Raw genomic sequence first — 13,805 nt, 5'->3', positions numbered from 1 at the left:
TATTGTGAGTAAGCACATGAGAACGCAAGAAAAAACCCGTAAACGGCATGTGTGTTAGCTTCAATTGCGCAACTTATGACAAGGAAACGGCATGCGTACCTTCTTCCTCACCGCCAGTCTGCTGATCACCCTGAGCCCCATGTGCATGGCCGGTCAGATTTACAAATGGGTCGATGCCCAAGGCGTGACTCACTTTGATGCCCAGCCACCCCAGGGTCAGCAAGCCACCACCGTGGTCACGCCCTCCCCGCCCGCCGGCAAACCACCCGCGCCTGAACGCAGCAATGTGCTGGGCGACCAACAGGCCATCGATAAGACGGTGAAAAAGCAGGTTGCCGAGCAGCAGGCCCAGCTCAAGGCGTTCTGTGAACAGGCGCGGACCAACCTTGCTCAACTGCAGAACAATCCACGACTACGGGAAGAGGTTGATGGCGAGATGCGCCGCCTGACTGACCAGACACGTCAGGAGCGCATGACCGAAGCACAGAAACAGATCGCGGATAATTGCCAATAAACTCCCTTGTAGGAGCGAAGCTTGCTCGCGAAGGCGGCATAACGTTCAACAAATGTGCTGAATGTTATGCCGCCTTCGCGAGCAAGCTTCGCTCCTACAGGGGATAGGTGTCAGCGGGAGGCGGTGATCAGCAGGTCGAACTCTTTGAGCAGGAGCTGAAGCTGTCGATCCTTGCCCTGGACATTGCGCGCAGCGAAGACCATCTCGGCCATTTCCTGAATACCCGACGCATTGGGCAAAGGCAGATCCTGTTCGAGGATCGCCTTCATGCGCGGCAGGAAAATCCATTGCAGCCATTGCTCGAAGTCCAAGGTGTCGACCGAGAACGGCTCGACACTGGACAGCGCTTCAACGCTTGGTGAAACCTCGTCCCACCAGCCCTGAATCCGCAGCTCACGCTCGATCAGCAGCAGTTGCTCGGCAATCTTTGGGAAACGAGCATCCATCACAGCGAAACCTTGGCCTTCTGACGGGCCAGTGCGGCGCCGGCGGAATCGCCCTGTTTCTCGCGAGCCTGAGCGATCAGCTCCCACAGGCTGGCCTGTAGATCCGGACGGCCATTGGCGAACGTCAGGCCACGACGGGCAAACTGTTCGGCCTGCGGTGCATCACCCTGAGCCATGCGCACCTGCGCCAAGCGATAAAGCACTTGCGGTTCACGCGGGGCAACGCGCTGGGCACGCTCCAGGCTGGAAGACGCACCGTTGAGGTCGCCACCGGCCTGTTGCTGTTGCGCAGTAGTCAGCAATGCCAACACTGGACCGTCCAGTTGTTCGTCGGCAGACAGGCCACCACCGGTGCTCGCTGAAGGAATCCCGGTCGGCGCCGACGGCATGCTGTAGCTGCCTTGATTGATCGGTGCGGACTGAACCGGCGACGTATCAATCGGACCCGGCGTAATCGGCCCAGGCGTGATCGGCGAAGTGCTGATCGGCGCCGAGCTCACGGCACCACCACCCGGCACCATCACCACCACACCGGTATCACCTTGCGGGATCGCCTGAGGCTGGCCTTGTACTGGACGTTTCACGGTCGTCTGGCGGAAACCGCCATTCGCCTGAATCCGTTCACTGTTCGATACCGCGCTGCCGGAATCCACGACCGGGATCGAACCGCGCTGTACGGAGGAACAACCGCTGAGCAAAGCCACGGCGGTAACCGCTGGAATCAACCACTTGTTCACTTGAAACCCTCTTTGCTTAATTCATCCAGCCCTTGACCCAATCCATCACCGTTTCGCCAGAAGCAGGGGTTTCCCCACCGCAAGCGGCGCCGGGAGGCGGTTCGCTGCCGCGAATATACGGCATCTGCACCGCGCCTGGGCAGTTGGCATCAGAGCCTTGCCCTGTGCGCGAATCGACCCAGGCCTGGACAATATTGTCCGGCTGCGGCATGTCCAGTGGAAGTGGATCGGCCTTGCGCATGAAACTGGTCCAGACCTGCAACGCGCCGGTCGCACCGGTGAACGGGGTCTTGCCGTTATCGTCGCGGCCCAGCCACACCACTGCCAGCAGATCCTGACTGAAACCGGCGAACCAGCTGTCACGAGAATCGTTACTGGTACCGGTCTTGCCCGCCAGCGTCAGGGTTTTCGGCAGCACGTTGTAGACCGAGCTGCCGGTGCCTTCACGCATGACCCGCTGCATGGCGCTCTGGATCAGGAAAATCGACGCCGGATCGAAACGCTGCTGAATCTGGAATGGATAACGCTTGAGCGGCTCGCCTTCGGCAGTCAGCACGCTGCGAATCCCGCGCATCGGCGTATTGAAACCGCCGTTGGCCAAGGTCTGGTACATGGTCGCCACTTCCATCGGCGTCAGGCCACCCGCACCCAACAGCATCGACGGGAATGCCGGGAACTCACGAGTCACACCCAACCGCGCCAGGGTCTTGAGGACATTCGGCACGCCCAGTTCCAACCCGAGACGCGCAGTCGACAGGTTGTACGAATGCGCCAGCCCCTGATACAGGAACACCGTGCCGTGGGAGCGGCGATCATAGTTCTGCGGCTTCCAGACCTGGCCGTCCGCGCCCTTCACCGAGAAGGCATCGTCCGACAGCCAACTGGTCAAGCTGTACTGGCTTGGTTTCTCAAGCGCCGTCAGATAAACCGCCGGCTTGATCAACGAGCCGATCGGTCGCACCGCATCCAGCGCGCGGTTGAAACCGGCAAAACTCGCCTGGCGACTGCCGATCATGGCCTGGACTTCGCCGGTTTCCGGGTTGGTCACGACCATCGCCGCTTCGACGTCATCCGAACCCTTGCGCCCGGCCAGGCGCTTAAAGGTGTCGTTGACCGAGGCTTCGGCTTTCATCTGCAGGATCGGGTCGAAACTGGTGAAGATCCGCAGGCCTTCCTCGGTCAAGTCTTCGTCACGATAGTCTTCGCGAAGTTGACGTTTAACCAGATCGATAAAGCCCGGGAACGAGCTGTCGGCCAGCTTGCCGCGAGTGGTCACACCCAATGGCATGGCTTTCGCCGCAGCGACTTGTTCGGCAGTAGCAACACCCTGCTGCTCAAGCACATCAAGCACCAGGTTGCGTCGCTCCAGCGCCCGCTCAGGATTGCGACGCGGGTTGTAATAGGACGGGCCCTTGACCATGCCCACCAACAAAGCGACTTGATGCAGTTTCAGTTCGGACAACGGCTGGCCGAAGAAGAACTGGCTGGCCAACCCGAAACCGTGCACTGCACGCTGACCGTCCTGACCGACAAACACTTCATTGAGGTAAGCCTCAAGAATTTCCTGTTTGTCGTAATGCAGTTCCAGCAGCATCGCCATCATCGCTTCGGTGAGCTTGCGGGTCAGGCTGCGTTCGCTGGTCAGGTAGAAGTTCTTGACCAATTGTTGCGTCAGCGTACTGCCGCCCTGGGTCATCTTGCCGCCAGAGGTGTTGACGTAGACGGCCCGCGCAATCGATTTCGGCGACACGCCCCAGTGGTGATAGAAGTCCCGGTCTTCCACGGCGACCAGGGTCTCCAGCAGATACGGCGGCACCTGATCGATCTTGATCAGGATGCGGTCTTCGAGGTTCTTCGGGTAAATCCCGCCAATCATCAGCGGCTCAAGGCGCACCACCGACAGCTTCGAACCGTTGGTCGCCGAGAGTTCGGCCACGTAGTCGCCGGAGAACCGCACGCGCACGGGCTGGGCTTTCTCCATGCCTTCATAGAACTGGAAGCCGCGAGTATTCAAGTCGACGGTATTGCCGTTGACCGCCGCCGCACCGGGGCCGTTGCTCACGGCTTCGCGTCGATAGCCCAGGGCATCGAGTTCGGTGAGGAAGTCTTCCTTGCTCAGCTTCTGGCCGGTGAACAGCTCAAGCGGGCGGGCATACACCTTGGCCGGAATGGTCCAGCGCTTGCCGGAGAACTTCTCCTGGACGATCGCGTCGAGGTAAACCGCGAACCCGGCGAGCACGACGAGGCCGACCAGGCTGAGTTTAATGGCCCAGCTCAGCCAGGGGCTCATGCCCTTGGAAGGTGGTTTTTTTTTGCTGCGAGGGGATCGAGTACGAGTCATGGCGGCGGATTATACGCACTTTATTCATACTCAACAGGAGCCTGCCGAGGTTTGCGTCAGCCGGACTTGCGGCCATAATGACGGCCGTGAATTTTCCCCAGACTCTGAAGGATCGCCTGTGAGCCAGTCCCTGATCGCCGCCCTGCAAAACCCGGCCCTCTACCCGCATCCCGTCGAAGGGTTCCAGGTTATCGAGACCCATATCTCCTGGGTCATCCTCACGGGTCCCTTTGCTTATAAAGTGAAGAAACCGGTGAATTTCGGCTTCCTCGACTTCACCAACCTCGATGCCCGTGAACATTTCTGCGGCGAAGAGCTGCGCCTGAACCAGCGCCTGACCAACGATTTGTATCTGGAAGTGTTGCCGATTACCGGCAGCGTCGAAGCACCACAACTGGGCGGCGATGGTCCGGTCGTCGATTTCGCCCTGAAAATGCGCCAGTTCCCGCAAAGCCAATTGCTCAGCACCCTGCAAGCCAATGGCGAACTGACCACCGCACACATCGACGAGATGGCCGCACAAATCGCGCAATTCCACCTCACCGCGCCGAAAGTACCGGCCGAACACGACGCCGGGACCCCGGATAGCGTGATGGCACCGGTGCGCCAGAACTTCGAGCAGATTCGTCCGTTCCTCAGTGACAAGGCCGATCTGCTGCAACTCGACGCCCTGCAAGCCTGGGCCGAAAGCAGCTTCGAACGCCTCAAGCCACTGTTTGCCCAACGCAAGGCTGACGGTTTCACCCGCGAATGCCACGGTGACATTCACTTGGGCAACGCTACCGTGATCGACGGCAAGGTCGTGATCTTCGACTGCATCGAATTCAACGAGCCGTTCCGCTTCACCGACGTCTATGCCGACACTGGCTTCCTGGCGATGGACCTGGAAGACCGTGGCCTCAAGAGCATGGCGCGCCGTTTCATCAGCCAGTATCTGGAACTGACCGGCGACTACCAGGGCCTTGAGGTGCTGAACTTCTATAAAGCCTATCGTGCACTGGTTCGCGCCAAGGTCAGCCTGTTCAGCATGCCAGCCGAAGCCGATCCGGTGCAGCGCGCCACCACCCTGCGCCAGTACCGCAACTACGCCAACCTGGCCGAAAGCTACAGCACAATTCCTTCGCGTTTCCTGGCGATTACCCACGGCGTTTCCGCTGTTGGCAAAAGCCGTGTGGCGATGCGTCTGGTCGAGGCACTGGGCGCCGTTCGCCTGCGCTCGGATGTGGAGCGCAAGCGCCTGTTCGGTGAGCAGACCGTGCCGAACGATCCACAGGCCGGCATCTATAGTGCCGACGCCAGTGCGGCGACCTACACCCGCCTGCATGACATCGCCGCGGTGATCCTGCGCGCCGGTTTCCCGGTGGTGATCGATGCCACCTACCTCAAGCGCGACCAACGTGACGGCGCGGCCAAAATTGCCGAAGCCACCGGCGCACCGTTCCTGATTCTGGACTGCAATGCGCCGCAAGCTGTGATCGAGAGCTGGCTGGCCCTGCGTCAGGCAGACAAAACCGATCCGTCCGACGCCAACCTGGCCGTTATCGCCGACCAGCAAGCCAGCCGCGAAGCGCTGACGCCAGCCGAGATTCTGTGCAGCAAACGCGTTCAAACCAATGAAAGCGGGACCCTCGACACGGTTGTGGCGCAGATTCGCCAACGCATGCCAGGCCTGTAAGAAACTATTTCAGCCGTGGAGCCTTCGCCGGCTTCACGGCAGTCAAATAGTGGCACTATACTGGCGTCATAAAACCAACAGGTGATGTGACATGAGCCAGCCGAAACTTCTCGACACCCCGCTTTATGCCTTGCTGCACAAAGACGACATCGCAGGTTTCAACAAGGAACGCCCGACGGACGGCCCCATCGACATGGTCGGTGGCGATTTCCGGGGTCTTGACCTGCGTGAGCTGAACGCCGATGGCGTCGACTTTACCGATGCGTACTTCCGCTCCGCCGACCTGCGCGGCATCGACTTTCGCAATGCGTCCCTGGAAGGCGCGAGCCTGGCCCATGCGCAAATCTCCGGCGCCTACTTCCCGCCAGAGCTGAGTGCCGACGAGATCCTGATGTCGATGAACTTCGGTACACGCTTGCGTTATCGCACCCGCTGAAACGACCATTACCTGACAAGTCCAGCGCCCCCGCCTTGCGCTGGACGCCGCGCGTTATCTGCCGCAACCACTGATCTCCTGCACCTTCTCCTACTGCGTCTGCAGCCAATTCTTTCGCGCCAAGCGCTTGCCTCTTAGAAGCATTTGCCTCGAATCCGACCAAACAATCACGCTTTTCCTACTGATGGCTACACTCCTCAAAGGCTCGCCCACGCACCGTTCGGCTGTCGCAAGGAGGCTTGATGAATGATGAACTGCAACACCTGAAGAATCTTGGCAAGACGTCGGCACAATGGCTGCATGCCGTGGGCATCCACAGTGCCTCGGACTTGCGTCGCCTGGGGGCGGTGGATGCTTATCGGGCCGTGCGTACGCGCGGGTTCCGGGCGTCGAAGGTGTTGCTGTATGCGATCGAGGGCGCCCTGATGGATGTGCACTGGAACGACATCCCCGCTGAACGCAAGGAAGCCTTGAACAAACAACTGGAAGCCATCTCCTCACGCCACAAGAATTGAACAGGCGCCATCGCCATGTACCTGCTCGGGGAACAACCGGCTTACGCCGACACACTGATCAATCGCCTGCAAAACCTGCCCGCGCGGTTACTGGAGGGTTTATCGCCCTGCGGCCCGGCCCTGGAGTTTTCCGCCGTCGACGACCTCGCGACGGTATTGCCCGGCAATCAATTGTTCTTGCTCGACAACGGCCTGCTGCACGGCTGCGTCGACCATCGTCCCTTGTTCTATTTGCATGAAGGCGATCTGGTCGGCCTGCGCCAAGGCGTTGAGCTGCCGCATTGTCGCTTGCGCAGCGACGGCCCGCTGTCCTTGATCCCTTACCTGCGTGCCGAGGTTTTCCAGCATATTTATGCCGAGCCGCAGCGTTCGGAGTTGTTCCTGCAATACCTGGTCGGCCAGACGGCCCTGTTGTCCGACGCGGTCGCCCGCCTGAAACAACCCGAATACCGCAGCACCCACGGCTTTCAGCGCGTGGCCAGCGGCGAAGTGCTGATCCAGCAAGGCGATGAGGCCGATCATGTGTTCGTCATCATCGAAGGCCATGCCGAAGCGTTTGTCGACGGGCATAAAGTCGGCGATGTGCCCAAGGATGAGATTTTCGGCGCCATGGCGGTATTCACCGGCGAAAAACGCAACGCCAGTGTGATCGCCCGCGAACCGAGCACGGTGATGCTGATTCCCAAGGACCAGTTTCTGAGCCTGACGCAAAGCAATCCGAAGATCGCCCATAGCCTGATCGAGAGCATGGCGCGGCGCATCGACCTGCTTAACAAGCAGATCACCCAGCTGAGCGCGGCTAAAATTTCAGGCTGAAGCCCGGTGATTTCAAGGCCTGCAGGCTAATTTGAAATAAATGAGAAATCAGCGGTTGACTTGGTAATGAGAATCGCTATGATTATCACAACTGGTCGCGAGACTGGTCGATATTCTGAAAAGCCCTTGGTTCGGACTCTCAGATTATCTCCTCATCAGGCTAATCACGGTTATTTGACCCGGCTCTTGCCGGGTCTTTTTTTGCCTGTGAAAAAGTGCTTACTGGCTCATCTGCTTGCGCATCTCAGCGCAGTAATCCGGCGCTGGCCTGGCAGGCGTGTACCAGACGTAATCGGCCATGGCCGACGTGACCTCACTGCCCTGCTGCGCCAGCATCAATACGGTGGGGGCTTCGGACTCTCCCAAGTCCAGCACATGCAGCGGCACGCCGACATCCTTGCGCGCATGGTAGGCACCGGCGATCAACATTGACGGCTTGGGTGCTGCGATCAGCCGTTCGGCGATGCGCCGGTCACGTTGTTGCTGCACCGCCAGCATCGCCGGCATTTGTGATTGAGGCAGCAGGCCGCAATGGGAGCCGCTGATTTGCTCCAGCAGCTCTTTCTTCACCGACGGGGCATTGCTGCGCGAACCGCTCACGGTCGTTGGCTGGGTGTAGAAAGCCCGAACTTCAGTGTTGTCGAGATTGGCCGCCAGCAGTGGATAAGGCTGACCCAAGGCGAAGCGCACAATCGGCCCGTACAAATCCCAGTCCCAACCCGATTGCCAGGCTAATGCGCCAGGCAGATCAGTTGGAAGTGTCGAGGCATGGCGCACGTCATCGACGCGCGGTTGTTGATCGGGCGTGAGCATTTCCAGCAGCAGGCTGCCTTGAGGTCGCTGCTGCCCCAGTTCCTGGAGCAACCACAATTGCAGTTGATGGTGATCGCGGTTGTCGTGCTGTTCACCCACAATCAGCCGTGATGGCTTGGCCAACCGTACGACCAGTTCTTGCGCCGTCAGCGACTGACCGTTGCGCAAGTCGCGAATCTCGCCGGTGATCGGTGGCGGCGCCGCAACGTGCTGGCAGGCACTCAGTAGTAATGCAGCCAGCAGCAGAATCCCTCGCATGTTCTCACCTCGATGAATGACTCAGCGGGCGATGATCAGCGGATGCCCACGCTCCGGGTGCGGTTGCACCAGCACTTCCAGTCCGAACACCGCTTTGAGTGGTTCCGGCCGCAGCACCTGCTCCGGTGTATCCAACGCCACCGGTCGCCCGCCTTCAAGCAGCAAGATGCGATCACAATAACGCGCCGCCAGGTTCAGATCATGCAGGATCACCATGACCGCCGCACCGCGATCAGCGAATTCGCGCACCGCTTGCAAGGTGGTGTGCTGATGCAGCGGATCGAGCATCGAGGTCGGCTCATCCAGCAGTAAAGTCTGCCCCGCCTCCCCCGGCCAGAGTTGCGCCAGCACCCGCGCCAGATGCACCCGCTGACGCTCACCGCCGGACAGGGCCAGGTAACTGCGACCGCTCAGGTGCCCGGCATCAGCGGCGGTCAATGCTGCGGCGACGATTTCATCGTCGCGCACCCGGCCGCTTTGATAAGGCAAGCGGCCCATGCCGACCACTTCCTCGACGCGAAAGCCGAAGTCCAGGGTCGACACTTGCGGTAGAACCGCCAGTCGCTGAGCGCGCTGGACGCCGGTGCATTGCCGCAACTCCAATTGATCGAGCCAGACGCGCCCCTCATCGGGATGCAGCTCACCGCACAACGCCCCGAGCAACGTACTCTTGCCGGCGCCGTTCGGTCCCAGCACACCGAGGACTTCGCCCGGCTTGAGTTCGAGGGTGATACCCGTCAGCACGGTTTTGCTGCCGCGACGGATCGACAGGTTTTCCGTACGCAGCATCAGGCAGGTCTCCTGAGCAGCAGGAACAGGAAGAACGGCGCGCCAATGAAGGCAGTGACGATACCAATCGGCAATTCGGCGGGCGCCAGGGCCAGGCGCGCCACCAGATCGGCGAACAACAGCAGACTCGCACCGGCCAACACCGAGGCCGGCAGCAACACTCGATGATCAGGCCCGGCCAGCAGCCGCACCAGATGCGGCACCACCAACCCGACAAACCCGATCATCCCCGCCGCCGCCACCGCTGCACCGACACCCAGCGCGGTGCAGAACACCAATTCACGCTTGAGCCCTTCGACATCGATGCCCAGATGACCCGCTTCCGATTCCCCCAGCAGCAACGCATTTAAAGCTTTGGCCCGGCGCGGCAACCACAGCGCCACACCGGCAGTGACCAGCAGCAACGGCCAGAGCCGCGAATAACTGGCGCCGTTGAGGCTGCCCAGGTTCCAGAAGGTCAGCGTGCGCAACGTCGCGTCATCCGCCAGATAAGTGAACAACCCCACAGCTGAACCCGCCAGCGCCGTCAGCGCTATACCCGCCAACAGCATGGTTGCGACATTGGTTTGCCCGTTACGTCGGCCCAGTCGATAGACCAATGCGGTCACGCCGAGCCCACCGAGAAACGCACATAACGACAAAAGATAAGGCCCGAACGCTTCAGGCAAACCACCGAACGCCGAGCCACCGACAATCGCAATCGCCGCACCCAACGCCGCGCCACTGGAAACCCCGACCAGCCCCGGATCAGCCAATGGGTTGCGAAACAGCCCCTGCATCGCCACCCCGGACAGCGCCAGCACACCGCCCACCGCCAAGCCCAACAGCGTTCGTGGAAGCCGAATCTGCCCAAGAATCAGTTCAGCCTGCTCCAACCCATCCGGGGCAATCGGCACTCCGATCAGCCGCAGCGCCGCCCGCAACGTATCGAGCAGCGGCAAGCTCACCGGGCCCAGGGCCAGCGACAACCAGATCGCCAGCAAACACAGCAGGCTCAAGCCAATAAAGAGTGCGCGAGGTTTGACCAGCGTGGTCATTGGCCGGTCGCGCCGGGATAGAAACCGTCGGAGAGCTTTTTCAGCGCCTCAGGCAAGCGTGGTCCCAGCCCGCCGACCAGCAAGGTCGGATCAAGCTCCATGACGCGCCCGTCCTTGGCCGCGCGGGTCGAGGACAGGATCGGGTTTTCCTTGAACAACGCCGCACGGGCCGCGTCGCCGGTCAACGCGCGATCGGCGAACACCAGCACTTCGGGATTCAGACTGGCCAGGGACTCGTTGGAAAAAGGTTTGTAGCCGGTATGGGTAGCCAGGTTGTGGCCACCGGCCCGTTGCAGCAACCAATCGGCGGCAGTGTCCTTGCCGGCAATCAACGGCTTGCCGCCCGCGTTGCCGATCAGCAGCAGTACACCCGGCGCTTTGTGTTTGAGCTGGGTCTCGGAGACCCGGGCTTTTTGCTGATCCAGTTGCTGTTGGTACACCTGCCACGCTTGCGAAGCCTGATCTTCAGTGCCGAGCAGCTTGCCCAGGTGCCCCAGATTATTTTTCAAGGCAGGCATATCCGGCTGGGCGGAAAACAATTCAACCTGTACGCCAGCGCTGCGAATCTGCGAAAGCACCGGTGGCGGCCCCATCTCTTCGGTGCCGACCAAAATCTGCGGGCGCAGGCTCAAGATGCCTTCCGCCGACAATTGCCGCTGATAGCCGATGCTCGGCAACGCCTTCAGGGATTCGGGATGCTGGCTGGTGGTATCGACGCCGACCAGTTTCGACTCGCCGCCCAACGCGCTCACCCACTCCGACAAGGCGCCGCCGGCACTGACCCAACGTTGCGGCAACTCGGCCGCGCTGGCCTCGTGACTGACCAGCAGTCCGACACACAGCGCGACAACGCGGGTACTCAGGCGCATAAACAGCTTCCTTAAAGGGTTTTCCCGGGCATCCGGCGGACAGGCCAAGTATCCTCGGCAGATCGCACGCGCCCCATGGGCGGGCGGCCATTTGATAATTGTTTGCATTTGCACGTCAAGCCCGGACATATCTCGTCACGAGCCGCGCCCCTTGAGGATAGACATGAAGTTTCTTTGCCCAGGCCCAGAGTTGGCCGATGCCAGCAGTCGCGGTTTCGACATCGACGGCCAGAAGCTCTTCGCCGTGCGCCGGGCGGGTCAGGTTTACGTCTATATCAACCGCTGCCCGCACCGGGGCGTCGGCCTGGAATGGAAGCCCGACCAGTTCCTGGACCCGAGCAACAGCCTGATCCAATGCGCCACTCACGGCGCACTGTTTCTGATCGAGGACGGCGAATGCGTCGCCGGCCCCTGCGCCGGGCAATTCCTGACCGCTGTCGACTGCCGCGAAGACGCGCAAGGGATCTGGATCAGCCTTTAACCGTTGAGCAACACGTCAAGACGTCGATCCACCACCATTCCTTCGTGGCTAAGCTGCACGCCATAAGCCAGCACCTCGACCCCACACGCCACCGCCTCACGCAACGCGGCGGCGTAGGCCGAGTCGATTTCTTCGGCCGGTCGCACCGCCTCAATACCGCTGAGATTGACGCAATACAGCTGCACCGCGCGAATCCCGTCCCGAGCCAAATGGGCCAGTTCGCGCAAATGCTTGGCCCCGCGCTGGGTCACCGCATCGGGAAACGCCGCCACCGCTGTACCGTCGTAACCCAGGGTGACGCTTTTGACTTCCACGTACGCCGGCCCGCTCGGGTAATCGAGGCGGAAATCGATACGGCTGCTTTCCTGACCGTAGGCCACTTCTCGTTTCAGCTCAGTAAAACCGTTCAACTCGGTGATCACGCCAGCGCGCAGCGCCTCTTCGATCAAGCCATTGGCGCGCCCGGTGTTCACGCAAAACAGCCGCCCTTGCGGGGTTTCGCCGATTTCCCAGGTGCCGGGCAACTTGCGTTTTGGGTCGTTGGAGCGACTAAACCAGACCTGCCCGCCCTCGACCTGGCAATTGAGCATCGAGCCAGTGTTAGGGCAGTGAATAGTCAGCAACTCGCCGTTAACGGTTTCGATATCGGCGAGAAAACGCTTGTAACGACGAATCAACCGACCTTCTTCGAGGGGAGGATGAAAACGCATCAGCCTTGCCAGCTCTTCAAGCCGCGAGCGATACGCTCCACCGCTTCCTGCAAACGCGGCAGGCTTTGGGTGTAGGCAAACCGCACGTGATGCCCGGCCTGGTAACGGCCGAAGTCCAAGCCGGGAGTAATCGCCACATGCTCGGTTTCGAGGAAATGTCGGCAGAACGCGAAGGCATCGCCGCCGAACTGGCTGATATCAGCGTACAAGTAGAACGCACCTTCCGGCTCCACGGCGATACCAAAACCGAGTTCACGCAGGGCTGGCAGCAGGAAATCGCGACGACGCCCGAATTCGGCGCGGCGCTCTTCCAGGATGGCGATGGTGGCGGGCTCGAAACAGGCCAGCGCGGCATGCTGGGCCATGCTCGGGGCGCTGATGTAGAGGTTCTGCGCGAGTTTTTCCAGTTCGCCGACCGCCGCTTCCGGCGCCACCAGCCAGCCGAGGCGCCAACCGGTCATGCCGAAATACTTGGAAAAACTATTCAGGACGAAAGCGCTGTCATCGACTTCCAGCACACTGGCGGCGTCGGTGCCGTACGTCAGGCCGTGGTAAATCTCGTCTACCACCAAATGACCGTGACGTTGCTTGATCGCCGCCGACAGACCGGCCAGCTCATCACGCGTGAGGATGGTCCCGGTCGGATTGGCCGGCGAGGCCACCAGGGCGCCGACGCTGTCGTGATCCCAATGCCGCGCTACCAGGTCCGGGGTCAGTTGATAGCGCACGTCGGGACCGACTGGCACCAGCTGCGCAGCGCCCTCCACCAGGCGCAGGAAATGCCGGTTGCACGGGTAGCCCGGGTCCGCCAGCAGCCAGTGTTTGCCGGGGTCGACCAGCAAGGCGCTAGCCAGCAGCAACGCACCCGAGCCGCCCGGCGTCACCAGAATTCGCTGTGGATCGATGTTCAGTCCGTAACGCTGCTGATAAAAGCCGGAAATGGCCTCACGCAGTTCAGGAATGCCCCGGGCGGCGGTGTAACGGGTCTTGCCCGCGGTCAGCGCGGCCTGGCCGGCCTGGATGATCGGCTCGGCAGTGGTGAAGTCCGGTTCGCCGATTTCCAGGTGAATCACGTCGTGGCCGGCGGCTTGCAGTTCATTGGCCCGCGCCAGCAGCGCCATGACATGGAACGGTTCGATCGCACGACTGCGCGCACTGTAGGGCTGAGCCATTAGCCTTCCTTCAACGGGGAAAAGAATCGATTCTACCTATCCACTGGAACGAGCGAGAACCTAAAGCGGTCAGAGCCGTATAACCGGGGCTGCAAACGACTCAAGCGAGTGTCTCAGCTTTGACTAAAATCAATATTTGATCAGGTCTCCACCACCACCAGACAAGGCTTTGCAATCATTTGCAAGCCCTGCGGGC

The 13,805-nt window shown here is 60.8% G+C and carries 15 protein-coding genes; 6 read left to right on the top strand and 9 right to left on the bottom strand.

The annotated features are described in order from the left end of the window. Positions 1–91 precede the first annotated feature (91 nt). Complete coding sequence (locus HKK53_RS25465) at positions 92–514, top strand: DUF4124 domain-containing protein (protein WP_169373057.1); 423 nt, start codon at positions 92–94, stop codon at positions 512–514. Positions 515–624: 110 nt separating this feature from the next. Here HKK53_RS25465 and HKK53_RS25460 read toward each other — a convergent pair whose 3' ends face one another. The 3 genes from HKK53_RS25460 to mrcB are packed head-to-tail and all read right to left on the bottom strand — an operon-like array spanning position 625 to position 4,038. After that, complete coding sequence (locus tag HKK53_RS25460) at positions 625–960, bottom strand: YqcC family protein (RefSeq protein WP_169373056.1); 336 nt, start codon at positions 958–960, stop codon at positions 625–627. Then, entirely contained in the window at positions 960–1,697 is a 738-nt protein-coding gene (locus HKK53_RS25455; protein ID WP_133837737.1) for a hypothetical protein, read from the bottom strand. The genes HKK53_RS25460 and HKK53_RS25455 overlap by 1 nt, the downstream gene beginning before the upstream one ends. A gap of 16 nt (positions 1,698–1,713) precedes the next feature. Then, entirely contained in the window at positions 1,714–4,038 is a 2,325-nt protein-coding gene (gene mrcB / locus HKK53_RS25450) for a penicillin-binding protein 1B (protein ID WP_169373055.1), read from the bottom strand. 118 nt (positions 4,039–4,156) lie between these two features. Here mrcB and HKK53_RS25445 point away from each other — a divergent pair, with 118 nt between their 5' ends. The 4 genes from HKK53_RS25445 to HKK53_RS25430 all read left to right on the top strand — a co-directional run bounded on the left by HKK53_RS25445 (position 4,157) and on the right by HKK53_RS25430 (position 7,480). Then, positions 4,157–5,713, top strand: coding sequence for a bifunctional aminoglycoside phosphotransferase/ATP-binding protein (locus HKK53_RS25445; protein ID WP_169373054.1), 1,557 nt, complete (start codon positions 4,157–4,159; stop codon positions 5,711–5,713). Between the two features lie 91 nt (positions 5,714–5,804). After that, positions 5,805–6,149 carry a pentapeptide repeat-containing protein gene (locus HKK53_RS25440; RefSeq protein WP_169373053.1) on the top strand — a complete coding sequence of 115 codons (345 nt, stop codon included), beginning with the start codon at positions 5,805–5,807 and terminating at the stop codon, positions 6,147–6,149. 242 nt (positions 6,150–6,391) lie between these two features. After that, positions 6,392–6,664: a TfoX/Sxy family protein gene (locus HKK53_RS25435; RefSeq protein ID WP_007971093.1), complete on the top strand. Its 273-nt coding sequence runs from the start codon at positions 6,392–6,394 to the stop codon at positions 6,662–6,664. Between the two features lie 15 nt (positions 6,665–6,679). Continuing rightward, entirely contained in the window at positions 6,680–7,480 is an 801-nt protein-coding gene (locus tag HKK53_RS25430; protein WP_169373052.1) for a Crp/Fnr family transcriptional regulator, read from the top strand. Positions 7,481–7,699: 219 nt separating this feature from the next. Here HKK53_RS25430 and HKK53_RS25425 read toward each other — a convergent pair whose 3' ends face one another. The 4 genes from HKK53_RS25425 to HKK53_RS25410 are packed head-to-tail and all read right to left on the bottom strand — an operon-like array spanning position 7,700 to position 11,246. Continuing rightward, entirely contained in the window at positions 7,700–8,551 is an 852-nt protein-coding gene (locus HKK53_RS25425; RefSeq protein WP_169373051.1) for a ChaN family lipoprotein, read from the bottom strand. Positions 8,552–8,572: 21 nt separating this feature from the next. After that, positions 8,573–9,340 carry a heme ABC transporter ATP-binding protein gene (locus HKK53_RS25420; RefSeq protein ID WP_169373050.1) on the bottom strand — a complete coding sequence of 256 codons (768 nt, stop codon included), beginning with the start codon at positions 9,338–9,340 and terminating at the stop codon, positions 8,573–8,575. Further along, positions 9,340–10,323, bottom strand: coding sequence for a FecCD family ABC transporter permease (locus tag HKK53_RS25415; protein ID WP_178117500.1), 984 nt, complete (start codon positions 10,321–10,323; stop codon positions 9,340–9,342). Before HKK53_RS25415 ends, HKK53_RS25420 begins: the two co-directional genes overlap by 1 nt. Positions 10,324–10,373: 50 nt before the next feature. Beyond that, positions 10,374–11,246 carry a heme/hemin ABC transporter substrate-binding protein gene (locus HKK53_RS25410; protein ID WP_169373048.1) on the bottom strand — a complete coding sequence of 291 codons (873 nt, stop codon included), beginning with the start codon at positions 11,244–11,246 and terminating at the stop codon, positions 10,374–10,376. 163 nt (positions 11,247–11,409) lie between these two features. Between HKK53_RS25410 and HKK53_RS25405 the strand changes: the two genes are divergently transcribed. Further along, complete coding sequence (locus tag HKK53_RS25405; protein WP_169373047.1) at positions 11,410–11,727, top strand: Rieske (2Fe-2S) protein; 318 nt, start codon at positions 11,410–11,412, stop codon at positions 11,725–11,727. Here HKK53_RS25405 and sfsA read toward each other — a convergent pair. Both sfsA and HKK53_RS25395 read right to left on the bottom strand, forming a co-directional pair. Then, the gene (gene sfsA, locus HKK53_RS25400) at positions 11,724–12,437 is read right to left on the bottom strand and encodes a DNA/RNA nuclease SfsA (protein WP_169373046.1); all 714 of its coding nucleotides are present in this window, start codon (positions 12,435–12,437) and stop codon (positions 11,724–11,726) included. The genes HKK53_RS25405 and sfsA overlap by 4 nt on opposite strands. Then, entirely contained in the window at positions 12,437–13,609 is a 1,173-nt protein-coding gene (locus tag HKK53_RS25395) for a pyridoxal phosphate-dependent aminotransferase (RefSeq protein ID WP_169373045.1), read from the bottom strand. Before HKK53_RS25395 ends, sfsA begins: the two co-directional genes overlap by 1 nt. Positions 13,610–13,805 lie beyond the last annotated feature (196 nt).

This window comes from Pseudomonas sp. ADAK7 (assembly GCF_012935675.1).
GTDB lineage: Bacteria > Pseudomonadota > Gammaproteobacteria > Pseudomonadales > Pseudomonadaceae > Aquipseudomonas.
Note: the sequence above shows the minus strand (reverse complement) of the source record. Positions and strands in the feature narration are given on the sequence as shown.